This is a genomic window from Enterobacter sp. 03-F-07-AD-ECC, assembly GCF_047530935.1.
GTDB classification, from domain to species: Bacteria; Pseudomonadota; Gammaproteobacteria; order Enterobacterales; family Enterobacteriaceae; genus Enterobacter; species Enterobacter cloacae.
The window spans coordinates 54,617-81,381 of sequence record NZ_JBLKBZ010000018.1 but is presented as its reverse complement, the minus strand read 5'-3'; the positions used below and the strand labels follow the sequence as shown (position 1 = coordinate 81,381).

The 26,765-nt window shown below is 54.9% G+C and carries 24 protein-coding genes, 2 tRNA genes and 1 rRNA gene; 21 read left to right on the top strand and 6 right to left on the bottom strand.

Annotation, left to right across the window (positions count from 1 at the left end):
• The 3 genes from rrf to ACMWKA_RS20350 form a co-directional block, all read left to right on the top strand.
• Window positions 1-92, top strand: a 5S ribosomal RNA gene (gene rrf / locus ACMWKA_RS20360); the annotation flags it as partial.
• 55 nt (window positions 93-147) lie between these two features.
• Window positions 148-224, top strand: a tRNA-Asp gene (locus ACMWKA_RS20355).
• A gap of 53 nt (window positions 225-277) precedes the next feature.
• Window positions 278-353 (top strand) — tRNA-Trp (locus tag ACMWKA_RS20350).
• Window positions 354-455: 102 nt separating this feature from the next.
• Here the strand turns inward: ACMWKA_RS20350 and hdfR are convergent.
• On the bottom strand, window positions 456-1,277 hold the full coding sequence (gene hdfR, locus ACMWKA_RS20345; protein WP_020685959.1) for an HTH-type transcriptional regulator HdfR: 822 nt from the start codon (window positions 1,275-1,277) through the stop codon (window positions 456-458).
• A gap of 118 nt (window positions 1,278-1,395) precedes the next feature.
• On the opposite strand from hdfR, the gene ACMWKA_RS20340 reads away from it, so the two are divergent.
• Window positions 1,396-1,734: a DUF413 domain-containing protein gene (locus ACMWKA_RS20340; protein ID WP_013099290.1), complete on the top strand. Its 339-nt coding sequence runs from the start codon at window positions 1,396-1,398 to the stop codon at window positions 1,732-1,734.
• A gap of 32 nt (window positions 1,735-1,766) precedes the next feature.
• Here the strand turns inward: ACMWKA_RS20340 and ACMWKA_RS20335 are convergent, their stop codons facing one another.
• Window positions 1,767-3,287: a YifB family Mg chelatase-like AAA ATPase gene (locus ACMWKA_RS20335; protein ID WP_414760549.1), complete on the bottom strand. Its 1,521-nt coding sequence runs from the start codon at window positions 3,285-3,287 to the stop codon at window positions 1,767-1,769.
• Between the two features lie 342 nt (window positions 3,288-3,629).
• Between ACMWKA_RS20335 and ilvL the strand changes: the two genes are divergently transcribed.
• The 7 genes from ilvL to ilvA all read left to right on the top strand — a co-directional run bounded on the left by ilvL (window position 3,630) and on the right by ilvA (window position 10,180).
• The gene (gene ilvL / locus ACMWKA_RS20330) at window positions 3,630-3,728 is read left to right on the top strand and encodes an ilv operon leader peptide (RefSeq protein ID WP_023620831.1); all 99 of its coding nucleotides are present in this window, start codon (window positions 3,630-3,632) and stop codon (window positions 3,726-3,728) included.
• A gap of 86 nt (window positions 3,729-3,814) precedes the next feature.
• Window positions 3,815-3,865, top strand: a complete 51-nt coding sequence (gene ilvX, locus ACMWKA_RS20325; RefSeq protein WP_102046757.1) for a peptide IlvX — start codon at window positions 3,815-3,817, stop codon at window positions 3,863-3,865.
• A gap of 2 nt (window positions 3,866-3,867) precedes the next feature.
• Window positions 3,868-5,514: an acetolactate synthase 2 catalytic subunit gene (gene ilvG / locus ACMWKA_RS20320; protein ID WP_414760548.1), complete on the top strand. Its 1,647-nt coding sequence runs from the start codon at window positions 3,868-3,870 to the stop codon at window positions 5,512-5,514.
• On the top strand, window positions 5,511-5,774 hold the full coding sequence (gene ilvM / locus ACMWKA_RS20315; protein ID WP_003860184.1) for an acetolactate synthase 2 small subunit: 264 nt from the start codon (window positions 5,511-5,513) through the stop codon (window positions 5,772-5,774). Before ilvG ends, ilvM begins: the two co-directional genes overlap by 4 nt.
• A gap of 18 nt (window positions 5,775-5,792) precedes the next feature.
• Entirely contained in the window at window positions 5,793-6,722 is a 930-nt protein-coding gene (ilvE, locus tag ACMWKA_RS20310; RefSeq protein WP_013099287.1) for a branched-chain-amino-acid transaminase, read from the top strand.
• A gap of 60 nt (window positions 6,723-6,782) precedes the next feature.
• Window positions 6,783-8,633: a dihydroxy-acid dehydratase gene (gene ilvD / locus ACMWKA_RS20305; protein ID WP_414760547.1), complete on the top strand. Its 1,851-nt coding sequence runs from the start codon at window positions 6,783-6,785 to the stop codon at window positions 8,631-8,633.
• 2 nt (window positions 8,634-8,635) lie between these two features.
• Window positions 8,636-10,180 carry a threonine ammonia-lyase, biosynthetic gene (ilvA, locus tag ACMWKA_RS20300; protein ID WP_014833732.1) on the top strand — a complete coding sequence of 515 codons (1,545 nt, stop codon included), beginning with the start codon at window positions 8,636-8,638 and terminating at the stop codon, window positions 10,178-10,180.
• A 45-nt stretch (window positions 10,181-10,225) separates the two neighbouring features.
• On the opposite strand, the gene ilvY is transcribed toward ilvA, so the two are convergent.
• Complete coding sequence (gene ilvY, locus ACMWKA_RS20295; RefSeq protein WP_013099284.1) at window positions 10,226-11,116, bottom strand: HTH-type transcriptional activator IlvY; 891 nt, start codon at window positions 11,114-11,116, stop codon at window positions 10,226-10,228.
• Window positions 11,117-11,268: 152 nt separating this feature from the next.
• Between ilvY and ilvC the strand changes: the two genes are divergently transcribed.
• A complete protein-coding gene (gene ilvC / locus ACMWKA_RS20290) occupies window positions 11,269-12,744 on the top strand; it encodes a ketol-acid reductoisomerase (RefSeq protein WP_013099283.1) in 1,476 nt (491 codons plus the stop codon).
• Between the two features lie 85 nt (window positions 12,745-12,829).
• Here ilvC and ppiC read toward each other — a convergent pair whose 3' ends face one another.
• Window positions 12,830-13,111 carry a peptidylprolyl isomerase PpiC gene (gene ppiC / locus ACMWKA_RS20285; RefSeq protein ID WP_013099282.1) on the bottom strand — a complete coding sequence of 94 codons (282 nt, stop codon included), beginning with the start codon at window positions 13,109-13,111 and terminating at the stop codon, window positions 12,830-12,832.
• Between the two features lie 85 nt (window positions 13,112-13,196).
• On the opposite strand from ppiC, the gene rep reads away from it, so the two are divergent.
• Complete coding sequence (gene rep, locus ACMWKA_RS20280) at window positions 13,197-15,221, top strand: DNA helicase Rep (protein WP_013099281.1); 2,025 nt, start codon at window positions 13,197-13,199, stop codon at window positions 15,219-15,221.
• Window positions 15,222-15,272: 51 nt separating this feature from the next.
• Here the strand turns inward: rep and gppA are convergent, their stop codons facing one another.
• Complete coding sequence (gene gppA, locus ACMWKA_RS20275) at window positions 15,273-16,757, bottom strand: guanosine-5'-triphosphate,3'-diphosphate diphosphatase (protein ID WP_048971960.1); 1,485 nt, start codon at window positions 16,755-16,757, stop codon at window positions 15,273-15,275.
• 6 nt (window positions 16,758-16,763) lie between these two features.
• Window positions 16,764-18,029, bottom strand: coding sequence for an ATP-dependent RNA helicase RhlB (gene rhlB / locus ACMWKA_RS20270; RefSeq protein ID WP_013099279.1), 1,266 nt, complete (start codon window positions 18,027-18,029; stop codon window positions 16,764-16,766).
• Window positions 18,030-18,173: 144 nt separating this feature from the next.
• Between rhlB and trxA the strand changes: the two genes are divergently transcribed.
• The 8 genes from trxA (at window position 18,174) to rffA (ending at window position 26,764) form a co-directional block, all read left to right on the top strand.
• Window positions 18,174-18,503, top strand: a complete 330-nt coding sequence (gene trxA / locus ACMWKA_RS20265) for a thioredoxin TrxA (protein WP_004386384.1) — start codon at window positions 18,174-18,176, stop codon at window positions 18,501-18,503.
• Between the two features lie 340 nt (window positions 18,504-18,843).
• Window positions 18,844-20,103 (top strand): transcription termination factor Rho, encoded by a 1,260-nt coding sequence (gene rho / locus ACMWKA_RS20260; RefSeq protein ID WP_001054528.1) that lies wholly within the window; start codon window positions 18,844-18,846, stop codon window positions 20,101-20,103.
• A gap of 242 nt (window positions 20,104-20,345) precedes the next feature.
• Window positions 20,346-21,449, top strand: coding sequence for a UDP-N-acetylglucosamine--undecaprenyl-phosphate N-acetylglucosaminephosphotransferase (wecA, locus tag ACMWKA_RS20255; protein ID WP_014833726.1), 1,104 nt, complete (start codon window positions 20,346-20,348; stop codon window positions 21,447-21,449).
• Window positions 21,450-21,462: 13 nt separating this feature from the next.
• A complete protein-coding gene (gene wzzE / locus ACMWKA_RS20250) occupies window positions 21,463-22,509 on the top strand; it encodes an ECA polysaccharide chain length modulation protein (RefSeq protein ID WP_028028025.1) in 1,047 nt (348 codons plus the stop codon).
• Between the two features lie 56 nt (window positions 22,510-22,565).
• Window positions 22,566-23,696 carry a non-hydrolyzing UDP-N-acetylglucosamine 2-epimerase gene (wecB, locus tag ACMWKA_RS20245; RefSeq protein WP_028028026.1) on the top strand — a complete coding sequence of 377 codons (1,131 nt, stop codon included), beginning with the start codon at window positions 22,566-22,568 and terminating at the stop codon, window positions 23,694-23,696.
• Entirely contained in the window at window positions 23,693-24,955 is a 1,263-nt protein-coding gene (wecC, locus tag ACMWKA_RS20240; RefSeq protein ID WP_095455721.1) for a UDP-N-acetyl-D-mannosamine dehydrogenase, read from the top strand. Before wecB ends, wecC begins: the two co-directional genes overlap by 4 nt.
• Window positions 24,952-25,629 (top strand): dTDP-4-amino-4,6-dideoxy-D-galactose acyltransferase, encoded by a 678-nt coding sequence (rffC, locus tag ACMWKA_RS20235; RefSeq protein WP_414760546.1) that lies wholly within the window; start codon window positions 24,952-24,954, stop codon window positions 25,627-25,629. Before wecC ends, rffC begins: the two co-directional genes overlap by 4 nt.
• A 4-nt stretch (window positions 25,630-25,633) precedes the next feature.
• The gene (gene rffA / locus ACMWKA_RS20230) at window positions 25,634-26,764 is read left to right on the top strand and encodes a dTDP-4-amino-4,6-dideoxygalactose transaminase (protein ID WP_414760545.1); all 1,131 of its coding nucleotides are present in this window, start codon (window positions 25,634-25,636) and stop codon (window positions 26,762-26,764) included.
• The last annotated feature ends 1 nt before the right edge of the window (window position 26,765 follow it).

The window sequence follows — 26,765 nt, the reverse complement described above, 5'->3', positions numbered from 1 at the left end:
CCACCTGACCCCATGCCGAACTCAGAAGTGAAACGCCGTAGCGCCGATGGTAGTGTGGGGTCTCCCCATGTGAGAGTAGGGAACTGCCAGGCATCAAATTAAGTAGTAAGCCGGTGCATAAATCCGGTGGTTACAGCAGTCTTCGGTGGAGCGGTAGTTCAGTCGGTTAGAATACCTGCCTGTCACGCAGGGGGTCGCGGGTTCGAGTCCCGTCCGTTCCGCCACTTATTAAGACATTAAGCCTGCCTTATCGGCAGGCTTAATGGCAAAAAACTTTAGGGGCGTAGCTCAGTTGGTAGAGCACCGGTCTCCAAAACCGGGTGTCGCGAGTTCGAGTCTCTCCGCCCCTGCCATATAGAATCCTTTGCTTCGGCAAAGGATTTTTTTTGCCTTCAACACGGCCAAAATCCCTTCCTAATCAAAAACTGCAGCCAGCTATTATGCTGGCTGGTAAATCATTCCATAATATTGATTTTTAATAGATCTTTTATCTGCGATTGCTTATCGCTGTTCTGCAGCCAGATTGCATACAGCGGCCTGGAAAGCGTAGTGGAATCCAGTACGGTATGGAGTCCCGGTTTACTGTCTGCCCAGCAAACGGGTAACCACGTGCAGCCCTTTAGCAAGGAAAGCTGTTGGCAGGCGATCTCCGCTGAGCTGGTTGTTAACTGTGGAACATCGTCAGGGGCGATCAAACCGGTTTCATGCTGTTGAAAATCGGGGCCCCATTCAAGCCGCAGATAGGTTAGATCGGACTTCATCATCGCAGGCTCAGAAGCATACAGAGCCAGACCAAACTGCCCAACAATCTGGCTGCTAAATTCGTCCATCTTGGGGGCTTCAGTGGTGATCAGCAGATCAAGCTGGCGCTCGTGAAGTTGCTTAACCAGCGACTGCCGTTGCGCAATTCTGGCCTCAAATTGCAAATGCCCATGCGAATGGTATAACCGCGAAAGCCACTGACTGAGCATACATTCCCACAGGGAGGCGCTGGCCCCGATCGAGAACTCATTGTGCCTGGACGTATGAGCCACCTCTTTACGGGCCGCCTGCCAGGTATTCATCAACGTTTCTGCATACGGGAGCAGTTTCTCACCGGCCGGCGTTAAGCGGATATTGTTGCGGTGACGGGTAAATAGATTCACACCCAATTGATTTTCCAGCTGTCGAATACGAAAACTGACCGCTGACTGCGTCAGATAGAGGGCTTCAGCTGCTCGCCCGAAGTGGCGTGTCCTGCTCACTTCAAGGAAAGTTTTTAGCAATTCCGTATCCACATCTTTCTCCACAAAATTATTTGTCGTTATGATTTAAATGTTTTGTTTTACACTCTGTCAAGCGTAACTAATACTCCGCGCCATAAATAGCTCGGCCAAAGAATTAGGAGCGTGTAGGATGGCGGAAAGCTTTACGACGACTAATCGTTTTTTCGACAATAAAAATTATCCACGCGGGTTCTCTCGTCACGGCGATTTCACCATCAAAGAGGCGCAATTGCTTGAGCGTCATGGTTATGCCTTTAACGAGCTGGATCTGGGTAAACGTGAGCCTGCGACTGAAGACGAAAAACAGTTTGTTGCTGTTTGTCGCGGTGAGCGTGAGCCGCAGTCTGAAGCAGAACGTGTATGGATCAAGTACATGGCACGCATCAAGCGTCCAAAGCGTTTCCATACGCTGTCTGGCGGTAAGCCGCAGATGGAAGGTGCTGAAGACTACACCGAGTCTGACGACTAAGTTGATGAGAAAAGGAGCTTCGGCTCCTTTTTTTATGCCAGTAATTTTTGCAGGTGCAGCAACAACCGATCTATGGCGCGATAGCTCAGCGCTTCCTGCAGATGGTGTCTTTCAATCTCTGGGTCTCCTTCCACATCGGCAATAGTGCGAGCCACTTTCAGCAGGCGCTGCCATGCACGTATCGAGAGCCCAAATCGCGTCAATGTCTCTTCAAGCCAGCAGGCATCCTCAGCCTTAAGATGGCAAAACTGCCGAATCTCAGCATTATCCAGACGCGCATTCAGCTTATGTTGACGAGCGTACTGTCGGGCCTGTGAGGCGATAACCCGTTCGCGAACCTTCGCTGTGCTCTCACCGCGTATCGTTGTCTGGCTGAGCAAACCAGGGGGCGGTAATGGGATCTCCAGGGATAAATCAAAACGATCGAGGAAAGGGCCTGACAGCTTCCCCAGATAGCGCAGCGTCTGCTCAGGCGTGCAGCGATTATGATTTCCCTGATAATGGCCTGATGGGCTGGGGTTCATGGCGGCAACCAGCTGGAACTGTGCCGGGTAGCTTATTTTGGCGCGCGTGCGGGAGATATGGATCTCGCCAGATTCGATAGGTTCCCGCAGGGCATCCAGTACGCGGCGTTCAAACTCAGGCAGTTCATCAAGGAACAGGATGCCATTGTGTGCCAGCGAGATCTCTCCCGGCCCCGGAATGGAGCCCCCTCCGACCATGGCCATCAAGGAGGCACTGTGATGGGGAGAGCGAAAAGGGCGTCGTCGCCACTGTTTTTGCAATGATGCAGAGCTCACCAGGCTAAATATCGCTGCGCTTTCAAGTGCCTCATGATTATTGAGTGGCGGCAATAACCCATTCAGCCTGCTCGCCAGCATGGTTTTCCCTGTTCCCGGCGGGCCAATCAGCAACAGGTTATGTCCTCCGGCTGCGGTGATCTCCAGTGCCCGCTTCCCCTGTTCCTGCCCGATAATATCGCTGAGGTCGTCCGGGCTTTCAGGCAGGATATCTCCGGTTTCCTCTGGCTCGGAGAGGGTATGTCGGCCTTCAAGGTGCGCGCAGACTTCCTGTAAATGCCCCGCGACCAGGCATCCTTTCTCGGCAATCAGGCTCACTTCTGAGGCATTTTCATTGGCTACAATAATTTGTCGACCGGCATGAATGGCTTCCAGCGCACCAGAGATGGCGCCAGGAACGCCTCTTAACGCGCCTGTAAGCGCCAGTTCGCCAATGAACTCGTACGAGCCTAGCCTCGCAGTGTTGAGCTGCTCAGAGGCTGCGAGAAGCGCAATAGCGATAGGTAAATCGTATCGTCCGCCCTCCTTGGGCAGATCTGCGGGGGCAAGATTGATCGTAATCTTCTTTGCGGGGAAGGTATAACCGCTATTGATAATTGCGCTGCGAACCCGATCTCTGGCTTCTTTGACCGTGGTTTCTGGCAAGCCGACAAGCGTTAGCCCAGGGAGCCCATTACTCAGATGAACCTCCACAGAAATAAGCGGTGCCTTTACTCCGATCGCCGCACGCGTGTAAACAACTGACAGTGACATAAGCACCTCCTCAGTGAGTCACTATGTCAGTATTGATTTTGCCTGTTGAGCGTCAGTTGGCTGATTTACGACGCTCATTCCTGCTTTTTAGCGACATAGTGTAACTATTTTCACTCATTCGGAAGCCCTCTCGCAAAGAGAAGGACGGAACGTTGCAGAGTGCTAAAACACGCCAAAAAAATGAAAAATATTCACTATCTAATTTCCTTATATAAAACAAAGCTTTTCAGGAATATGATTTGCCTGCTAATCAAATCCGTCATAAATAAATCTTGTGTTTGGTTTGATAACTGTGATAACTCTTTAGGCATTCCTTCGAACAAGATGCACAAAGAACTGAAAATGACAGCCCTTCTACTAGTGATTAGCCTGGTCGTGATTAGCGTGGTGGTGATTATTATCCCACCGTGCGGGGCTGCACTTGGACGAGGAAAGGCTTAGAAATCAAGCCTTAACGAACTAAGACCCCCGCACCGAAAGGTCCGGGGGTTTTTTTATGACTAAAAAACTTAAACGAGGAGCAGAGAATGACAAATAGCACAAAATTCTGTTTCTCCCGATTTATGACGGGGAACTAACTATGAATGGGGCACAGTGGGTAGTACATGCGTTGCGCGCACAGGGAGTCGAAACCGTCTTTGGTTATCCGGGAGGCGCAATTATGCCGATTTACGATGCACTGTATGACGGCGGCGTGGAACACCTCTTGTGCCGACACGAGCAGGGCGCAGCCATGGCGGCCATTGGCTATGCACGTGCCACCGGTAAAACGGGTGTCTGCATGGCAACGTCTGGACCGGGCGCCACAAACCTGATCACCGGTCTGGCTGACGCGCTGCTCGATTCCGTTCCCGTGGTGGCGATCACCGGCCAGGTGGCCTCACCCTTCATCGGTACCGATGCCTTCCAGGAAGTCGATGTGCTCGGCTTGTCGCTGGCCTGCACCAAACACAGCTTCCTCGTGCAGTCCCTCGAAGAACTGCCAGGCGTGATGGCGGAAGCGTTCCGTATTGCCAGCTCTGGCCGTCCTGGCCCGGTTCTGGTGGATATCCCGAAAGATATTCAGGTCGCACTCGGCGAGCTGGAACCGCACTTCTCCACCGTTGAAAGTGACGACGCGTTCCCACATGCGGAAGTCGAAGAGGCGCGTCGGATGCTGGCGCAGGCAGCCCAGCCGATGCTGTACGTCGGCGGCGGCGTCGGCATGGCACAGGCCGTTCCGGCCCTGCGCGAATTCATCGCGGTAACGCAAATGCCTGCCACCTGCACGCTGAAAGGGTTGGGCGCAGTGGATGCTGACTACCCATACTACCTGGGCATGCTGGGGATGCACGGCACCAAAGCGGCAAACCTGGCGGTGCAGGAGTGTGATTTGCTGATTGCCGTCGGTGCCCGTTTTGACGATCGCGTGACCGGCAAGCTGAATACCTTCGCGCCAAACGCCAAAGTTATCCATATGGATATCGACCCGGCGGAAATGAACAAACTGCGTCAGGCGCATGTTGCGCTGCAGGGCGATCTCAACACGCTGCTGCCGGCGTTACAGCAGCCTTTGAATATCGGCGAGTGGCGCCAGCACACGGCTGAAATGCGTGCCGAGCACGCCTGGCGTTACGACCATCCGGGTGAGGCCATCTATGCGCCGCTGCTGTTGAAGCAGTTGTCTGACCGTAAACCGGCAGACAGCGTAGTGACGACCGATGTCGGCCAGCACCAGATGTGGTCTGCGCAGCACATGACCTACACCCGCCCGGAAAACTTCATCACCTCCAGCGGATTAGGCACGATGGGCTTCGGCCTGCCTGCCGCGGTGGGTGCTCAGGTTGCGCGTCCAAACGATACGGTCATCTGTATCTCCGGTGACGGCTCCTTCATGATGAACGTTCAGGAGTTGGGCACCGTTAAGCGTAAACAATTGCTGCTGAAGATCGTGTTGCTCGATAACCAGCGTTTAGGGATGGTTCGCCAGTGGCAGCAGCTGTTCTTCGAGGAGCGCTACAGCGAAACCACCCTGACTGATAACCCCGATTTCCTCACTCTGGCCAGCGCCTTTGGCATTCCTGGACAGCACATCACCCGTAAAGACCAGGTTGAAGCGGCACTCGACACCATGCTGTCAAGCGAAGGGCCTTACCTGCTTCATGTCTCAATCGACGAGCTTGAGAACGTCTGGCCGTTGGTACCGCCAGGTGCCAGTAACTCACAAATGCTGGAGAAATTATCATGATGCAACATCAGGTCGCCGTTCAGGCTCGCTTCAATCCAGAGACATTAGAGCGCGTTTTGCGCGTGGTCCGTCATCGTGGCTTTCAGATTTGCTCTATGAATATGGAGACGGCCACTGACGCCCAAAACATCAGTATCGAATTAACCGTTGCCAGCCCGCGCCCGGTCGACTTACTGTTTAGTCAGTTATCAAAGCTGGTGGATGTTGCCCATGTTGCCATCTGCCAGAGTACAACCACATCACAACAAATCCGCGCCTGAGCGTGACAGGAAGAGAAAATGACGACAAAAAAAGCTGATTACATTTGGTTCAATGGTGAGATGGTTCGTTGGGAGGACGCGAAGGTCCACGTGATGTCCCATGCGCTGCACTACGGTACGTCTGTGTTTGAAGGCATCCGTTGCTACGACTCTCACAAAGGGCCAGTGGTGTTCCGTCATCGTGAACATATGCAGCGTCTGCATGACTCAGCCAAAATTTATCGTTTCCCGGTTTCTCAGAGCGTTGATGAGCTGATGGAAGCCTGCCGCGAGGTGATTCGTAAGAACAACCTGACCAGCGCCTATATTCGTCCGCTGGTCTTCGTGGGTGACGTGGGCATGGGCGTAAACCCGCCAGCCGGTTACACCACTGACGTGATCATTGCTGCGTTCCCGTGGGGGGCGTACCTGGGTGCAGAAGCGCTGGAGCAAGGGATCGACGCAATGGTCTCGTCCTGGAACCGCGTGGCGCCTAATACCATCCCAACTGCGGCCAAGGCGGGCGGTAACTACCTCTCCTCACTGTTGGTCGGCAGCGAAGCGCGCCGCCACGGCTACCAGGAAGGCATCGCGCTGGATGTGAACGGTTATATCTCTGAAGGTGCAGGTGAGAACCTGTTTGAAGTGAAAGACGGTATCCTGTTCACCCCGCCGTTTACCTCTTCAGCCCTGCCGGGTATTACCCGTGACGCCATCATTAAGCTGGCGAAAGATCTGGGTATCGAAGTGCGTGAACAGGTTCTGTCTCGCGAATCCCTGTATCTGGCCGATGAAGTCTTTATGTCCGGTACGGCGGCTGAGATCACGCCGGTTCGCAGTGTAGACGGTATTCAGGTGGGCGCAGGCCGCTGTGGCCCGGTTACCAAACGTATTCAGCAAGCCTTCTTCGGCCTCTTCACCGGCGAAACAGAAGATAAATACGGCTGGTTGGATCAGGTTAATCAATAAGCATAAATATGGGACGGCACGCACCGTCCCATTTAATAGTCAGACGGGAGTAAATAAAGCATGCCTAAGTATCGTTCCGCCACCACCACCCACGGCCGTAACATGGCGGGTGCCCGCGCACTGTGGCGCGCCACCGGGATGACCGACGCTGATTTCGGTAAACCTATCATCGCCGTGGTGAACTCCTTCACCCAGTTTGTGCCGGGCCATGTGCACCTGCGCGATCTCGGCAAACTGGTTGCTGAGCAAATTGAAGCTGCGGGCGGTGTGGCGAAAGAATTCAACACCATTGCGGTGGATGACGGTATCGCGATGGGGCACGGGGGCATGCTCTATTCACTGCCGTCGCGCGAGCTGATTGCCGACTCGGTGGAATACATGGTTAACGCTCACTGTGCGGATGCCATGGTCTGTATCTCCAACTGCGACAAAATCACCCCGGGGATGCTGATGGCTTCCCTGCGTCTGAACATTCCGGTAATTTTCGTCTCCGGTGGTCCTATGGAAGCGGGCAAGACCAAGCTTTCTGACAAAATCATCAAGCTCGACCTGGTCGATGCGATGATCCAGGGCGCGGATCCAAAAGTGTCTGACGAGCAGAGCAACCAGGTGGAACGCTCCGCGTGCCCAACCTGCGGCTCCTGTTCCGGGATGTTCACCGCCAACTCCATGAACTGTCTGACCGAAGCACTGGGCCTCTCTCAGCCGGGCAACGGTTCGCTGCTGGCGACGCACGCTGACCGTAAAGCGCTGTTCCTCAACGCCGGTAAGCGCATTGTTGAACTGACCAAACGTTACTACGAGCAGGACGATGCCAGCGCGCTGCCGCGTAACATCGCCAGCAAGGCGGCGTTCGAAAATGCCATGACGCTGGATATCGCCATGGGCGGTTCTACTAACACCGTTTTGCACCTGCTGGCTGCGGCGCAGGAAGCGGAAATCGACTTCACCATGAGCGATATCGATAAGCTGTCCCGCAAAGTGCCGCAACTGTGTAAAGTCGCGCCAAGCACCCAGAAATACCACATGGAAGACGTACACCGTGCGGGTGGCGTCATCGGTATTCTTGGCGAGCTGGATCGCGCCGGGCTGCTGAACCGCGATGTGAAGAATGTTCTCGGTCTGACGTTGCCGCAGACGCTGGATAAATATGACGTGATGCTTACTCAGGATGAGGCGGTGAAAAACATGTTCCGCGCGGGTCCGGCCGGTATTCGTACCACGCAGGCCTTCTCCCAGGATTGTCGCTGGGACACCCTGGATGATGACCGCGCCGAAGGCTGCATCCGTTCGCTGGAGCACGCCTACAGCAAAGACGGCGGTCTGGCCGTGCTGTACGGCAACTTTGCGGAAAACGGCTGCATCGTAAAAACCGCGGGCGTGGATGACAGCATCCTGAAATTCACCGGCCCGGCCAAAGTGTACGAAAGCCAGGACGAGGCGGTAGATGCCATCCTGGGCGGCAAAGTTGTGGAAGGCGACGTGGTGGTCATCCGTTATGAAGGGCCGAAAGGCGGTCCAGGCATGCAGGAGATGCTCTACCCAACCACCTTCCTGAAATCGATGGGCCTCGGTAAAGCCTGTGCGTTGATCACCGACGGACGTTTCTCGGGCGGTACGTCCGGCCTCTCCATCGGCCACGTATCACCGGAAGCGGCGAGCGGCGGCAACATTGCGATCATCGAAGACGGTGACCTGATTGAAATCGACATTCCGAATCGCGGGATCCAGCTCAATCTGAGCGATCAGGAAATCGCGGCTCGTCGTGAAGCACAGGAAGCGCGCGGCGATAAAGCCTGGACGCCGAAGGACCGCCAGCGTGAAGTCTCCTTCGCCCTGCGCGCTTACGCGAGCCTTGCGACCAGTGCAGACAAAGGCGCGGTACGCGATAAATCGAAACTTGGGGGCTAATGATGGCCGAGTCACAACCCTTATCCGCCGCCCCTGAGGGGGCGGAATATCTCCGGGCAGTGCTACGCGCGCCGGTCTATGAAGCGGTGCAGGTCACCCCGCTGCAGAAAATGGAAAAACTCTCTTCGCGCCTCGACAACGTGATTCTGGTGAAGCGCGAAGATCGTCAGCCGGTGCACAGCTTCAAGCTGCGCGGGGCCTACGCGATGATGGCCGGGTTGACCGACGAGCAAAAAGCACGCGGCGTGATTACCGCGTCGGCGGGCAACCACGCGCAGGGTGTGGCGTTCTCGTCTGCCCGTTTGGGGTTGAAAGCGCTGATCGTGATGCCGGTTGCCACGGCAGACATCAAAGTGGATGCGGTGCGTGGCTTCGGCGGCGAAGTGCTGCTCCACGGCGCTAACTTTGACGAAGCAAAAGCCAAAGCGATCGAGTTGGCGCAGCAGCAGGGCTTTACCTGGGTACCGCCGTTCGACCATCCGATGGTGATTGCAGGACAAGGTACCCTGGCGCTGGAACTGCTGCAGCAGGATGCCCATCTTGACCGCGTTTTTGTTCCGGTGGGCGGCGGTGGCTTAGCCGCAGGCGTGGCGGTGCTGATCAAACAGCTGATGCCGCAGATCAAAGTGATTGCCGTGGAAGCGGAAGATTCAGCCTGCCTGAAGGCCGCGCTGGATGCGGGTCATCCGGTCGATCTTCCGCGCGTTGGGCTGTTTGCCGAAGGCGTGGCCGTGAAACGTATTGGCGACGAAACCTTCCGTCTGTGCCAGGAGTATCTTGACGACATCGTCACCGTCGACAGCGATGCGATCTGCGCGGCGATGAAAGATCTCTTCGAGGATGTGCGTGCGGTGGCGGAACCGTCCGGCGCGCTGGCATTGGCTGGAATGAAAAAATACATCGCCCAGCACAACATTCGCGGCGAGCGCCTGGCGCACGTGCTCTCGGGCGCTAACGTCAACTTCCATGGTCTGCGTTACGTTTCTGAACGCTGCGAGCTGGGTGAGCAGCGTGAGGCCCTGCTGGCGGTGACCATTCCGGAAGAGAAGGGCAGCTTCCTGAAGTTCTGTCAGTTGCTTGGCGGCCGTTCGGTAACGGAGTTCAACTACCGTTTTGCCGATGCGAAAGACGCCTGTATTTTTGTCGGCGTGCGTTTAAGCCGCGGTCTGGAAGAGCGCAAAGAGATCCTCAACCTGCTGCACGAAGGCGGCTACAGCGTGGTCGATCTCTCTGACGATGAGATGGCGAAGCTGCACGTGCGTTATATGGTCGGCGGTCGTCCGTCGAAGCCGCTTAAAGAACGTCTTTACAGCTTTGAGTTCCCGGAATCCCCGGGCGCGTTGCTGAAGTTCCTGCATACGCTGGGCACGCACTGGAACATCTCCCTGTTCCACTACCGCAGCCACGGCACCGACTATGGCCGCGTGCTGGCCGCGTTTGAACTGGCCGAGCACGAGCCGGATTTCGAAACGCGTCTGAATGAGCTGGGCTATGAGTGCCATGATGAAACGCACAACCCGGCGTTCCGCTTCTTCCTCGCGGGCTAAGGGGAGGTCTGCGTATAGGTCGGGTAAGCGTAGCGCCACCCGACTTTAATGGTTCGGCAATATCTTCCAGAACGCATCAATAAGCGGCTCATGCAGCCGCTTTTTTTGTGCACACACGCCAAGCTCGAACGGCGTCTTTTCGTCGCTGCGCTCCAGAATCATCACGCGATTGCGCACCGGTTCCGGGCTGTTTTCCAGCACCACTTCCGGCAGCAGCGCCACGCCGCAGCCAAGCGCCACCATCGAGACCATCGCCTCGTGTCCACCCACCGTCGCGTAAATCGACGGATTACTGATTTTCTGACGACGGAACCAGAGTTCGATACGGCGTCGCACCGGACCCTGATCGGCCATGATAAACGGCACCGATGACCAGTCCGGCTTTTCCACCGACACCTGATTACGCACCGGGCAGGGTAGCGCCGGGGCGATCAGCACCACCGCCAGATTCTCCAGCATGGAGAACGCCACCGCGCCCGGCAGGGTTTCGGGCTTCCCGGCAATGGCCAGATCGGCTTCGCCTGTGACGACTTTTTCCATGGCATCGGCGGCATCGCCGGTGGTGAGCTTAATTTCAACCGAGGGATGCTCCGCGCGGAAACGGTCAAGGATAGGGGGAAGATGGCTATAGGCGGCCGTTACGGAACAGAAAATATGCAGCTCGCCGGATAAAGACGGCCCTTTCTGATCGATGGCGTGTCGTAGCTGCTGATACTGCAGCAACGTCTGCTGAGCAAAGACCCGCAGCTCTTCGCCCGCTTCCGTGAGGGTAACGGTGCGATTATCCCGCACAAACAGCGGCTGGCCGAGGTCCTCTTCAAGGCGCTGGATCTGGCGCGAAAGCGTGGACGGGCTGACGTGCATGGCCCGGGCGCTACGGCCAAAATGGCGGCTTTCCGCCAGATGCAGGAACATTTTCAGATCGCGTAAATCCACGGATTCCATCCCCCCTTTTTACATTGCAGATATTGCAACGTGACGTTGTGAATATATCAATTTCCGCAATAAATTTCCTGTTGTAATGTGGGTACATTCTCGCTGAAACGCGAACCGAACAATAAGACACACAACATCACGAGGTATCACCCATGGCTAACTACTTTAATACACTGAACTTGCGCCAGCAGCTGGCGCAGCTGGGCAAATGCCGCTTCATGGCGCGCGATGAATTTGCTGATGGCGCGAGCTACCTTCAGGGTAAAAAAGTGGTCATCGTCGGCTGTGGCGCGCAGGGTCTGAACCAGGGCCTGAACATGCGTGACTCCGGGCTGGATATCTCTTACGCCCTGCGCAAAGAAGCAATTGCTGAAAAACGCGCTTCCTGGCGTAAAGCGACCGAAAACGGCTTCAAAGTGGGTACCTACGAAGAGTTGATCCCGCAGGCGGATCTGGTTGTTAACCTGACGCCAGACAAACAGCACTCTGATGTTGTGCGCTCCGTTCAGCCGCTGATGAAAGACGGCGCGGCGCTGGGTTACTCTCACGGCTTCAACATCGTTGAAGTGGGCGAGCAGATCCGTAAAGACATCACCGTAGTGATGGTGGCTCCGAAGTGTCCGGGTACAGAAGTCCGTGAAGAGTACAAGCGTGGTTTCGGCGTGCCGACGCTGATCGCGGTTCACCCGGAAAACGATCCGAAAGGCGAAGGGATGGCGATCGCTAAAGCATGGGCAGCGGCTACCGGTGGCCACCGTGCGGGCGTTCTGGAATCTTCCTTCGTGGCTGAAGTGAAATCTGACCTGATGGGCGAGCAGACCATTCTGTGCGGCATGCTGCAGGCCGGTTCACTGCTGTGCTTCGATAAGCTGGTGGAAGAGGGTACCGACCCGGCATACGCAGAAAAACTGATTCAGTTCGGCTGGGAAACCATCACCGAAGCGCTGAAGCAGGGCGGTATCACGCTGATGATGGATCGTCTGTCCAACCCGGCGAAACTGCGTGCTTTCGCGCTGTCCGAACAGCTGAAAACCATTATGGCGCCGCTGTTCCAGAAACATATGGACGACATCATCTCCGGCGAGTTCTCTTCCGGCATGATGGCTGACTGGGCGAATGATGATAAGAAACTGCTGACCTGGCGTGAAGAGACCGGTAAGACCGCGTTCGAAACTGCGCCACAGTATGAAGGTAAAATCGGCGAGCAAGAGTACTTCGACAAAGGCGTACTGATGATCGCGATGGTAAAAGCGGGTGTTGAGCTGGCGTTCGAAACCATGGTGGATTCCGGCATCATCGAAGAGTCTGCGTACTACGAATCACTGCACGAGCTGCCGCTGATCGCGAACACCATCGCCCGTAAGCGTCTGTACGAAATGAACGTGGTTATCTCCGATACCGCTGAGTACGGCAACTACCTGTTCTCTTATGCATGCGTACCGCTGCTGAAAGAGTTCATGACCACCCTGCAGCCGGGCGATCTGGGCAAAGCCATTGCGGAAGGTGCGGTAGACAACGCGCAACTGCGTGATGTGAACGAAGCGATTCGCAGCCACCAGATCGAGAAAGTAGGTCACAAACTGCGTGGCTACATGACCGATATGAAACGTATCGCGGTAGCGGGTTAACAACCTTGTCGGGTGGCGCTTCGCTTACCCGACCTACAAAACGCTAAGACGTAGGCCGGGTAAGGCGCAGCCGCCACCCGGCTTTTTATTTGCGATAGAGGACCTTGATCACGTGATAGCCGAACTGCGTATGCAGTGGGCCAGTCGGCTCCAGTACCGGGCAGGAGAAGACCACTTTGTCGAACGCCGGAACCATCTGACCCTGACGGAATTCACCTAAGTCACCGCCGCGTTTGCCTGACGGGCAAATGGAGTGCTTCTTCGCCAGCTTGCCGAAGTCGGCGCCGTTTTTGAGCTGTTCCAGAAGATCCAGAGCCAGTTTCTCTTCTTTAACAAGGATATGCAGTGCTGCTGCTGTTTTTGCCATGATCGTGCCTTGAGTGGTATGGATTAGGCTCGCTATACTACCACGCTGTTATTCTCCCCTCCTGACTTTCATTGAGTGATCATTTATGCGTTTAAACCCCGGACAACAACAAGCTGTCGAATTTGTCACCGGACCGTGTCTGGTGCTGGCGGGGGCTGGCTCCGGCAAAACGCGTGTGATCACGAACAAAATTGCCCACCTGATCCGCGGCTGCGGTTATCAGGCCCGGCATATCGCTGCGGTGACCTTTACCAACAAAGCGGCGCGCGAAATGAAAGAGCGTGTCGGCCAGACGCTGGGGCGTAAAGAGGCGCGAGGCCTGATGATCTCCACGTTCCACACGCTGGGGCTGGATATCATCAAACGTGAATACGCGGCGCTGGGGATGAAGTCTAACTTCTCGCTCTTCGACGACACCGATCAGGTGGCATTGCTTAAAGAGCTTACCGAGGGGCTGATCGAAGATGACAAAGTGCTGTTGCAGCAGCTGATCTCGACGATCTCCAACTGGAAAAACGATCTGATGACCCCCGCTCAGGCGGCGGCAAGCGCCAAAGGTGAGCGGGATCGGATCTTCGCTCACTGCTACGGTCTGTACGATGCACATATGAAAGCGTGTAACGTGCTGGATTTTGACGATCTGATCCTGCTGCCCACGCTGCTGTTGCAGCGTAATGAAGAGGTGCGTGAACGCTGGCAGAACAAAATCCGCTATCTGCTGGTGGATGAATACCAGGACACCAACACCAGCCAGTATGAGCTGGTGAAGCTGTTGGTGGGACAGCGCGCGCGTTTCACCGTGGTAGGCGATGACGACCAGTCAATCTACTCCTGGCGCGGTGCGCGCCCACAAAACCTGGTGCTGCTGAGCAAAGATTTTCCGGCGCTGCAGGTGATCAAGCTGGAACAGAACTACCGCTCATCCGGGCGCATCCTGAAAGCGGCAAATATCCTGATTGCCAATAACCCGCACGTCTTCGAAAAGCGCCTTTTCTCGGAACTTGGCTATGGCACGGAGCTCAAAGTGCTCAGTGCCAATAATGAAGAGCATGAAGCGGAGCGCGTGACGGGCGAGCTGATTGCGCACCACTTCGTCAATAAAACGGAATATAAAGATTACGCGATCCTCTATCGCGGCAACCACCAGTCGCGCGTCTTTGAAAAGATGCTGATGCAGAACCGCATCCCCTACAAAATTTCCGGCGGAACCTCCTTCTTCTCGCGCCCTGAAATCAAAGATCTGCTGGCCTATCTTCGTGTACTCACCAACCCGGATGACGACAGCGCCTTTCTGCGTATCGTGAACACGCCGAAACGTGAAATCGGCCCGGCGACGCTGCAAAAGCTCGGTGAATGGGCGATGACGCGCAACAAAAGCCTGTTCACCGCCAGCTTCGATATGGGGCTGAGCCAGACGTTAACCGGGCGCGGTTATGATTCCTTAACCCGCTTTACCCACTGGCTTGGCGAAGTCCAGCGTCTGGCGGAGCGCGAACCGGTTGCTGCCGTTCGCGATCTGATCCACGGCATCGACTATGAGTCCTGGCTGTATGAAACCTCTGCCAGCCCGAAGGCGGCAGAGATGCGGATGAAAAACGTTAACCAGCTGTTCAGCTGGATGACGGAAATGCTGGAAGGCTCAGAAATCGACGAGCCGATGACCCTGACCCAGGTCGTTACCCGCTTTACGCTACGCGACATGATGGAGCGCGGTGAGAGCGAAGAGGAAGCCGATCAGGTTCAACTGATGACGCTGCATGCGTCTAAAGGGCTGGAGTTTCCGTATGTCTACCTGGTCGGCATGGAAGAGGGCTTACTGCCGCACCAGAGCAGCATTGATGAAGATAACGTCGATGAAGAGCGTCGTCTGGCCTACGTGGGCATTACCCGCGCGCAGAAAGAATTAACATTTACGCTGTGTAAAGAGCGCCGTCAGTATGGGGAACTGGTTCGCCCTGAGCCGAGCCGTTTCCTGCTGGAGTTGCCGCAGGATGACCTGATCTGGGAGCAGGAGCGCAAGGTGATTACCGCTGAAGAACGGATGCACAAAGGTCAGGCTAACGTCGCGAACATTCGCGCCATGCTGGCAAAAGCCAAAGAGAAGGGATAAAAACTTGCAGGCCGGGTCAGGCGAAGCCGCCGCCCGGCAATGCACAGCGTGTTACTTCACTTCAAGCGCCCAGTGGACATAGCTCTGCCACTGGCACTCTTGCTCAATCATCTCTGCCCCAAGCGGGTGATTATCAATCCAGTTTTCCGGCAGCGTCAGAGACAGCCTTTCGTCATCCGCCACCAGATGAATATTGGGCAGCAAATCATCGCGACGTCGGCTGGCAAACAGAATTGCCAGACGCAGCAGGCGGCACAGATGCTCGGCCACGCGCGGCGGCACGGCGTTTTGCTGATGTAACGAGGAGAGGTCAACGGCGTTGGTCTGGTTCAACAGTAACGTTGCCAGCAGTTTCTTTTGTGCCGGCGTGTAGCCCGGCAGATCGAGATTACGCACCAGCCAGGCTGCGTGCAGCGGCGCCTGCTTATACTCGACGCTCAGCCCAATTTCATGCAGCGCGCAGGCACTTAGCAGCAGATCGCGGCTCAACGGGTCAATATCCCAGCTGTTTTTTACCTGATCGGCAAACAATGATGCCAGCTGACCTACCCGTTGCGCTTGATCGGTATCGACAATAAAGCGACGCTGTACGTTACGCAGGGTTCGGGTGCGGATGTCCTGATCAACCGAAAGATGCAGCATTCCGTAGACCAGACCTTCACGCAGCGCACCACCGGCCAGCGTCATACACTGGATGTTCAGCTCGGTAAAAATGGCGATCAAAATGGCCAGGCCGCTCGGGAAGACCAGCGCGCGTTCCAGCGTCAGGCCTTCTATTTCCAGCTCTTCCAGGCGACCACATTGAATCGCGCGCAGTTTTAACTGCTGGAGCTTGGTAAGCGTGATCCGCTCGTCCATCCCCTGGGCCATCATGATTTCCTGCAACGCCTGCACGGTACCTGACGCACCCACGCAGACTTTCCAGCCGTGATAGCGCAGTTCGTCCATTACCGGACGTAACACCTCGCGGGCGGCATTTTCCGCTTCGTCGAAGTTCTCTTTACCGAGATTTCGATCGGCAAAGTAGCGCTCAAGCCAGGTCACACAGCCCATCGACAGGCTGAACAGCGAAGTCGCCTGCGCGCCCGTGCCGGTGACGAGCTCGGTGCTGGCACCCCCGATATCGACGACCAGACGGCGATCGTCGCCGCCCGTCGTGTGCGCAACACCCTGATAGATCAGACGTGCTTCTTCTTCACCGCTGATAACCTGAACCGGGCACCCGAGAATTTCCTGCGCTTTGGCAATAAAATCCACGGCATTGACTGCCAGGCGCAGCGTCGCGGTGGCGACAACGGTAATTTGCGAATAGGGAATATCCTGCAGGCGTTCGGCAAAGAGACGCAGACACTGCCAGCCACGTTCCATGGCTTCGGGAGAGAGATAATTATCGCTGCTCAGGCCCGCCGCGAGGCGGACCTTGCGCTTAATGCGCGTCAGCGTTTGTATGCTTCCCGCCACCTCGCGCACAACCAGCATATGAAAACTATTCGAACCGAGATCAATTGCCGCATAAAGCGAGGTGGAGCTGAGCATATTTTCTTAACCTGAACGACGACGATTACGCGGTGCGCCAGAACGACGCGGGCCATTGCCGGAGCGGGCGCGGGTAAGGCGCTTAGGCGGCGGCAGTTCGCTTAACAGCGCATCCGGATTGTATTTACTCTGTGGAATAGAGTGACCAATGTAGGCCTCAATCGCCGGGAGATTCAGCGCATATTCTTCACACGCAAGGCTAATGGAGTGACCGCTTGCACCTGCACGACCGGTACGACCAATGCGGTGTACGTAGTCTTCGCAGTCATCCGGCAGGTCATAGTTGAAGACGTGCGTGACGGCGGGAATGTGCAGACCACGCGCGGCCACGTCGGTTGCGACCAGAATATCGAGATCGCCACGGGTAAATTCGTCGAGAATACGCAGGCGTTTTTTCTGTGCCACATCGCCGGTCAGAAGACCCACACGGTGACCATCCGCAGCCAGATGGCCCCAGATATCTTCACAGCGGTGTTTGGTGTTCGCGAAGATAATGGCGCGATCTGGCCACTCTTCTTCGATCAGCGTTTGCAGCAGGCGCATTTTCTCTTCATTGGAAGGATAGAAGAGCTCTTCTTTAATGCGGTGACCTGTTTTCTGCTCCGGCTCCACTTCCACGTATTCGGCGTTGTTCATCTGCTCGAACGCCAGCTCGCGTACGCGATAAGAAAGGGTAGCGGAGAACAGCATGTTCAGACGCTGGTTCGCCGGAGGCATGCGACGGAACAGCCAGCGGATGTCTTTGATGAAGCCCAGATCGTACATACGGTCGGCTTCATCCAGCACCACAACCTGGATTGCGCCGAGGTTAATGTGATTCTGTTTTGCATAATCGATAAGACGGCCAGTGGTACCGATCAGGATATCCACGCCGCTTTCCAGCACTTTCAGCTGCTTATCGTAGCCATCGCCGCCGTAAGCCAGGCCAATCTTCAGGCCGGTCGCCTGCGTCAGAGGTTCAGCGTCTGCGTGGATCTGTACCGCCAGTTCTCGCGTCGGAGCCATGATAAGCGCGCGCGGCTGGTTAACTTTGCGGTCTGCAATCGCTGGATGAGAAAGTAAATAATGAAACGTTGACGTTAAAAACGCCATCGTTTTGCCAGTACCGGTTTGCGCCTGCCCTGCTACGTCACGACCGGCCAGCGTCAGCGGCAGGGCGAGAGCCTGAATGGGCGTGCAGTTATGAAACCCTTTATTTTCAAGGGCTTCAATCACTTTTGGGTGCAGGGCGAAGTCGGAAAACTTCTGTTCTGTTAAATGTGTTTTGCTCATAGTGTGGTAGAATATCAGCTTACTATTGCTTTACGAAAGCGTATCCGGTGAAATAAAGTCAACCTTTAGTTGGTTAATGCGACATCAACACGTCGTTGATGAAGGCGAAACCAACGCACCAGGCTTATTCCTGTGGAGTTATATATGAGCGATAAAATTATTCACCTGACTGACGACAGTTTTGACACGGACGTACTTAAGGCTGACGGGCTGACCCTCGTCGATTTCTGGGCTGAATGGTGTGGTCCTTGCAAAATGATCGCCCCGATTCTGGATGAGATCGCTGACGAATATCAGGGCAAACTGACCGTTGCCAAGCTGAACATCGACCAGAACCCGGGTACCGCGCCAAAATACGGCATCCGTGGCATCCCGACCCTGCTGCTGTTTAAAAACGGCGAAGTGGCGGCGACCAAAGTGGGCGCACTGTCTAAAGGTCAACTGAAAGAGTTCCTCGACGCTAACCTGGCGTAAGGTTTCTCCGCTGCGCGTCCAGAGGCCAAAATGATGTGCAACTCTGGACGCCCGGCTTAAGTCGTGCTAAGTTAGCTATGACTTCGTTTTAAACATATCTTGTTGTTTGAATCTTGTTTTACCCGAAACTTCCCGTTGTTAACATAAACAGTGCGTGAAGTGGCTAAATTCCGGGCTTGTCACTCAATCCGTCTTGTCGTTTCAGATCTGCGTTCTTTCCCTGTGACCAGACAGCGAACAGACATGAGTTGATGGCCGCTAAACAGGCATGGATGACCCTGCCATACCATTCACAACATTAAGTTCGAGAATCACCCCGAGTTTAAGAACCCACACCATTATGAATCTTACCGAATTAAAGAATACGCCGGTTTCTGAGCTGATCACTCTCGGCGAAAATATGGGACTGGAAAACCAGGCTCGTATGCGCAAGCAGGACATCATTTTCGCCATCCTGAAGCAGCACGCTAAGAGTGGCGAAGATATCTTTGGCGACGGTGTGCTGGAGATATTGCAAGACGGATTTGGTTTCCTCCGCTCTGCAGACAGCTCCTACCTCGCCGGCCCTGACGACATCTACGTATCCCCCAGCCAAATCCGCCGTTTCAACCTCCGCACTGGTGACACCATTTCAGGTAAGATTCGTCCTCCAAAAGAGGGTGAACGCTACTTTGCGCTGTTGAAAGTTAACGAAGTTAACTACGACAAACCGGAAAACTCGCGTAATAAGATCCTCTTCGAGAACTTAACGCCGCTGCACGCGAACTCTCGTCTGCGTATGGAGCGTGGTAACGGTTCTACCGAAGACTTAACCGCGCGCGTGCTGGATCTGGCTTCGCCAATTGGTCGTGGTCAACGTGGTCTGATTGTGGCACCGCCAAAAGCGGGTAAAACCATGCTGCTGCAGAACATCGCGCAGAGCATTGCCTACAACCACCCTGACTGTGTGCTGATGGTACTGCTGATTGACGAACGTCCGGAAGAAGTGACCGAGATGCAGCGTCTGGTGAAAGGTGAAGTTGTGGCGTCGACCTTTGACGAACCAGCATCCCGTCACGTTCAGGTTGCGGAAATGGTTATTGAGAAGGCGAAACGCCTGGTTGAGCACAAGAAAGACGTTATCATTCTGCTCGACTCTATCACCCGTCTGGCGCGTGCCTACAACACCGTGGTTCCGGCTTCCGGTAAAGTACTGACCGGTGGTGTGGATGCCAACGCCCTGCATCGTCCGAAGCGCTTCTTCGGTGCTGCACGTAATGTGGAAGAGGGCGGTAGCCTGACCATCATCGCGACGGCTCTTATCGATACCGGCTCCAAAATGGACGAAGTGATCTACGAAGAGTTTAAAGGGACAGGTAACATGGAACTGCACCTCTCTCGTAAGATTGCAGAAAAACGTGTATTCCCTGCTATCGACTACAACCGTTCCGGTACCCGTAAGGAAGAGCTGCTCACCACTCAGGAAGAGCTGCAGAAAATGTGGATCCTGCGCAAAATTATCCACCCAATGGGTGAAATCGACGCAATGGAATTCCTCATTAACAAACTGGCGATGACCAAAACCAACGACGATTTCTTCGACATGATGAAGCGCTCGTAACGCAAATAAAGCCAGTGAACGCCACGTTTTTACGTGGCGTTTTTCTTTTATGGACTATACGCTATTACCACACACTCCCAATTTTGACCGGTCGGTGCGACAATAGGACCGTTTGTACAGTCAAAGAAATAATTGATTGAAAAATATACAAAGGGAGTTGTAAGAAGCCACCTTTAATACTTCTGAGGCGGAGGCTTCATGGTTATACTTCCGGGACTAACATTTGTTGAGAGCAATCCATTGTGAATCTACTCACCGCCGTTACTGAGCTGATCAGTATTTTTTTATTCACAACCTGTTTTTTGTTCATCGCGCGTAAGGTGGCAAAAAGAATAGGGTTGGTGGATAAGCCCAATTTCCGTAAACGTCATCAGGGACTTATTCCTCTGGTTGGAGGGATTTCTGTTTACGCTGGCATTTGTTTCACATTTGGCATTGCGGATTATTATATTCCACACGCAGCACTCTATCTTGCCTGTGCGGGTGTCCTGGTCCTTGTCGGGGCACTGGATGACCGATTCGATATCGCGGTGAAAATCCGCGCCACCGTTCAGGCGGCGATTGGCGTGATAATGATGGTCGTCGGCGGACTTTACCTGAGAAGCCTCGGCTATGTCTTTGGCCCATGGGAGTTAGTCCTGGGTCCATTTGGCTTCTTCCTGACGCTTTTTGCCGTCTGGGCGGCGATTAACGCTTTCAACATGGTGGATGGTATTGACGGTCTGCTTGGCGGATTGTCATCGGTTTCGTTTGCCGCAATCGGCATCATTCTCTGGTTTGATGGTCAGTACAGCCTGTCAATGTGGTGTTTTGCCATGATTGCCGCCATCCTGCCTTATATTCTCCTTAATCTCGGTGCGCTGGGGCGTCGCTATAAAGTCTTTATGGGTGACGCCGGCAGTACGCTAATCGGTTTTACCGTTATCTGGATTTTGCTCGAAACTACGCAGGGTAAAACTCACCCGATTAGCCCGGTAACCGCGCTGTGGATTATCGCCATTCCATTAATGGATATGGTGGCGATTATGTATCGCCGTCTGCGTAAAGGGATGAGTCCTTTCTCTCCTGATCGCCAGCATATTCATCATCTCATCATGCGTGCGGGCTTTACTTCCCGTCAGGCGTTTGTCCTGATTACCCTTGCCGCCGCTATTCTGGCCGCGATTGGCGTTGCCGCAGAATATGCTCATTTCATTCCTGAATGGGTAATGTTGGTATTATTCTTGCTAGCATTTTTCCTGTACGGCTACTGCATTAAGCGCGCATGGAAAGTGGCGCGATTCATTAAACGTCTGAAACGCAGGATGCGTCGTAACAATGACAAAAACACAACATTAACTAAGTAAAACCGGGACTATGATGACTCAACCGTTGGCGGGAGCGAAATCAGTGGTAACTGAGAATGAACTGGATATTCGGGGTTTGTTTCGCGTGTTATGGGCAGGCAAACTTTGGATTGCGGGGATCGCGCTGGGGTTCGCACTGTTAGCGCTGGCCTACACTTTCTTTGCAAAGCAGGAGTGGAGCGCCACGGCAATTACAGACAGACCAACGGTTAACATGCTCGGCGGGTTTTATTCCCAGCAGCAGTTCCTGCGCAACCTGGATATCAAGGCGAATCTGGCGACGCCCGATCAGGCTTCCGTTATGGATGAGGCGTATAAAGAGTTTGTCATGCAACTGGCCTCCTGGGACACGCGTCGTGATTTCTGGAGCCAGACGGATTATTACAAGCAACGCATGGTGGGCAACAGCAAAGCCGATGCCGCGCTACTGGATGACCTGATTAACAACATTCAGTTTATGCCGGGCGATGCGCTGCGTAATGTTAATGACAGCGTCAAACTGATTGCAGAGACGGCGCCGGATGCCAATAACCTGTTGCGCCAGTATGTCGCTTTTGCCAGCCAGCGCGCCGCAAGTCATCTTAATGAAGAACTCAAAGGCGCCTGGGCGGCCCGTACCATCCAGATGAAAGCGCAGGTAAAACGTCAGGAAGAGGTGGCTAAAGCCATATTCTCCCGCCGTGTTCATAACATTGAACAGGCACTCAAAATTGCGGAACAGCACAATATTTCTCGCAGCGAAACGGACGTTCCGGCGGATGAACTGCCTGATTCTGAAATGTTCCTGCTTGGTCGTCCAATGCTGCAGGCTCGTCTGGAAAACCTGCAGGCCGTTGGCCCTGATTTTGACCTCGACTACGATCAAAACCGCGCCATGCTCACCACCCTGAATGTTGGTCCAACGCTGGACCCGCGTTTTCAGACCTATCGTTATTTGCGAACGCCTGAAGAACCTGTAAAACGCGATAGTCCGCGTCGTGCATTCCTGATGATCATGTGGGGGATTGTAGGCGCACTGACGGGCGCTGGCGTGGCGTTAATACGTCGTCGCACAAATTAAGAACGCCGTCTACGATGAAGGCTACGGCCTTCATCGCCTAATCGAAGAGAATCGATGTGAAAGTACTTACCGTATTTGGCACCAGGCCGGAGGCCATCAAGATGGCGCCTCTGGTGCATGCGCTGGCCAGCGATCCTGATATTGAAGCGAAAGTGTGCGTCACGGCGCAACACCGGGAGATGCTCGATCAGGTTTTAACGCTCTTTTCCATCGTCCCGGACTACGACCTCAATATAATGAAGCCGGGGCAGGGATTAACGGAGATTACCTGCCGTATCTTGCAAGAGTTAAAGCCCATTCTGGAATCCTTTAAGCCTGATGTCGTGCTGGTGCATGGCGACACCACCACTACCGTGGCAACCAGTCTGGCAGCGTTTTATCAACGTATTCCTGTCGGCCACGTTGAAGCGGGCCTGCGCACCGGCAACCTTTATTCGCCGTGGCCGGAAGAAGCCAACCGCACGCTTACCGGACATCTGGCGATGTACCACTTTGCACCTACCGAAAATTCGCGCCAGAACCTGCTGCGTGAAAATATTGCCGACAAAAAAATATTTGTGACCGGCAATACGGTTATTGATGCCCTGATTTGGGTGCGTGACCGTGTGCTGGCTAACAACGAACTTCAGGCAGAACTCGCTGCGCGCTACCCGTTCCTGAACAACGGCAAAAAAACCATTCTTGTCACCGGCCACCGTCGTGAAAGCTTTGGCCGGGGTTTCGAGCAAATCTGTCATGCGCTGGCTGAAATCGCCGCGCAAAACGAAGATGTGCAGATTGTCTATCCGGTGCATCTCAACCCTAACGTCAGCGAGCCGGTCAACCGCATTCTGGGACATGTTGAAAATGTCCTTCTGATTGAGCCGCAGGACTACATGCCGTTTGTCTGGCTTATGAATCATGCCTGGCTGATCCTCACCGATTCAGGCGGTATTCAGGAAGAAGCACCTTCACTCGGGAAGCCGGTGCTGGTAATGCGTGAAACCACCGAGCGCCCGGAGGCGGTAAAAGCGGGCACGGTGCGTCTGGTCGGCACGGATAAGCAGCGTATCGTCGATGAAGTGACACACCTGCTGCACGACGAAGAAGCGTATCAGGCGATGAGCCGGGCCCATAACCCGTACGGTGATGGGCTGGCTTGTGGCCGTATTTTGCATGCACTTAAACACAATCGGGTATCGCTATGAGTTTTACTACCATCTCTGTCATTGGTCTTGGCTATATTGGCTTGCCTACTGCGGCAGCATTTGCCTCTCGTCAAAAACAGGTTGTAGGCGTGGATATCAATGCGCGCGCGGTGGAAACCATTAACCGTGGCGAAATCCATATTGTGGAGCCCGATCTCGACCGCGTGGTCAAAGAGGCCGTTGATGGGGGATTCCTGCGCGCCAGTACCACGCCGGTTGAAGCCGATGCTTATCTCATTGCTGTGCCGACGCCATTCAAAGGCGACCATGAACCCGACATGGTCTACGTCGAGGCCGCTGCGAAATCTATTGCACCTGTGCTCAAGAAAGGGGCGCTGGTGATCCTGGAGTCCACTTCTCCGGTTGGCGCAACCGAGCAGATGGCACAGTGGCTGGCAGAAGCCCGGCCGGATTTAAGCTTCCCGCAGCAGGCGGGAGAGCAGGCCGATATCAATATCGCCTACTGTCCGGAGCGCGTGCTGCCGGGGCAGGTGATGGTCGAACTGATTAAAAACGACCGCGTGATTGGCGGGATGACGCCTGTTTGTTCCGCTCGTGCCAGCGCGCTGTACAAGATTTTCCTCGAAGGCGAATGCGTGGTGACGAACTCCCGTACCGCAGAAATGTGCAAACTGACGGAAAACAGCTTTCGCGATGTGAACATCGCTTTTGCCAACGAACTGTCGCTCATTTGTGCCGATCAGGGGATTAACGTCTGGGAATTAATCAGCCTGGCGAATCGTCATCCGCGCGTTAACATTCTGCAGCCAGGCCCGGGCGTGGGCGGTCACTGTATCGCCGTCGATCCATGGTTTATCGTGGCGCAAAACCCCGATCAGGCACGCCTGATCCGCACCGCGCGTGAAGTTAACGACAGCAAGCCACACTGGGTTCTCAACCAGGTTAAAACCACGGTGGCAGATTGTCTGGCTGAGAGTGGCAAACGGGCCAGTGAACTGAAAATTGCCTGCTTTGGCCTGGCATTCAAACCTAACATCGACGATCTGCGCGAAAGCCCGGCGATGGAAATTGCTGAGATGATTGCCCAATGGCACACGGGCGAAACGCTGGTAGTCGAGCCGAATATTCATGAACTGCCGGCAAAACTGGCGGGGCACTGCACGCTTACCGCGCTGGATGACGCGCTGGCCACGGCGGACGTACTGGTGCTGCTGGTGGATCATAAAGAGTTTAAAGCGACCCCCGCTGATGCCGTACAGCAGCGTTACGTTGTTGATACCAAAGGTGTCTGGCGTTGAGCAACCTGAACGGGACGCTTGAGTCCCTTGAGTGGGAGAGCCATTTTTTTGGCCTGCCTTCAGCCATTCTGCGTCTGCGAGAAACTGCACCGGCACTGACCGACGCCGACTTTCGCGTCTGGCAGCGGGTACAGGCGAAGATCCCGGCGGACCGCGCCGACCTGCTTGATACGCTTCAGCAACACGGTTTTCAGCTGGTGGAAGGCGAAGTCGATCTTGCCATTACGCTAACCCGGCATGAGGCGCCAGGTGCGGAGGTTGCCGCTAAGCAGGATATCCCGGTGCTGCGCGAAATGGCGGCGCAGGCGTTTGCCCGCAGCCGCTTTCGTGCCCCCTGGTATGCACCTGAGGACAGCGGACGTTTCTATGCCCAGTGGATTGAGAATGCGGTAAAAGGGACGTTCGATCATGTTTGTCTGGTGTTCCGCGCGGCGGACGGCCAGATTCAGGGTTTTGTTTCGCTTCGCAAGCTCAACGAGCGCGAGGCGCGTATCGGCTTATTAGCTGGCCGGGGTATGGGCGAGAAACTCATGCAGGCGGCGCTACACTGGGCGCAGCAGCAACAGGTCTCGACGCTGCGGGTGGCAACCCAGATGGGCAACACCGCTGCGCTTAAACGTTATATTGCGAGTGGTGCCAACATCGACGCCACCGCCTACTGGTTATACAGGTGACAAGATGATTCCATTTAACGCACCACCCGTCGTGGGAACCGAACTCGATTATATGCAGTCTGCTATGGGCAGCGGCAAACTCTGCGGTGATGGTGGGTTTACCCGTCGCTGCCAGCAGTGGATGGAACAGCGTTTTCACAGCGCTAAAGTGCTGCTGACCCCTTCCTGTACGGCGTCGCTGGAAATGGCTGCGCTGTTGCTCGATATTCAGCCCGGTGATGAAGTGATTATGCCGAGCTACACCTTCGTCTCCACGGCAAACGCGTTTGTGTTACGCGGGGCGAAAATCGTCTTTGTGGATATTCGTCCGGACACCATGAATATCGATGAAACGCTGATTGAAGCGGCGATCACTGATAAAACGCGGGCGATTGTTCCGGTCCATTACGCGGGCGTGGCCTGTGAAATGGACACCATTATGACGATCGCGAAAAAGCATAACCTGTTTGTGGTGGAAGATGCCGCTCAGGGCGTGATGTCCACCTACAAAGGACGCGCGCTCGGCACCATCGGCCATATCGGCTGCTTTAGCTTCCACGAAACCAAAAACTATACCGCAGGTGGTGAAGGCGGCGCGACGCTGATTAACGACCGCGCGCTGGTTGAGCGTGCGGAAGTGATCCGCGAAAAAGGCACCAACCGCAGCCAGTTCTTCCGTGGCCAGGTTGATAAGTATACCTGGCGCGATATTGGCTCAAGCTATCTGATGGCGGATCTGCAGGCGGCGTATCTGTGGGCACAGCTGGAGGCGGCAGAGCGCATTAACCTGCAGCGTTTGTCCCTGTGGCAGACCTATTACGACGCGCTGGCACCGCTGGCAAAAGCCGGGCGTATTGCGCTGCCGACCATTCCGGCAGACTGCGTCCACAATGCCCATATGTTCTACATCAAACTGCGCGATAACGACGATCGCAGCAAGCTGATTGCCTGGCTGAAAGAGGCTGAGATTATGGCGGTGTTCCACTACATTCCGCTGCACTCCAGCCCGGCCGGTGAAGCGTTCGGGACATTCGCGGATGAAGACCGCTATACCACGAAAGAAAGTGAGCGTTTGCTTCGCTTACCACTGTTCTACAACCTCGCGCCGGTTAACCAGCGTACGGTGATTAATACCCTTCTGAGCTATTTCGGCTGAT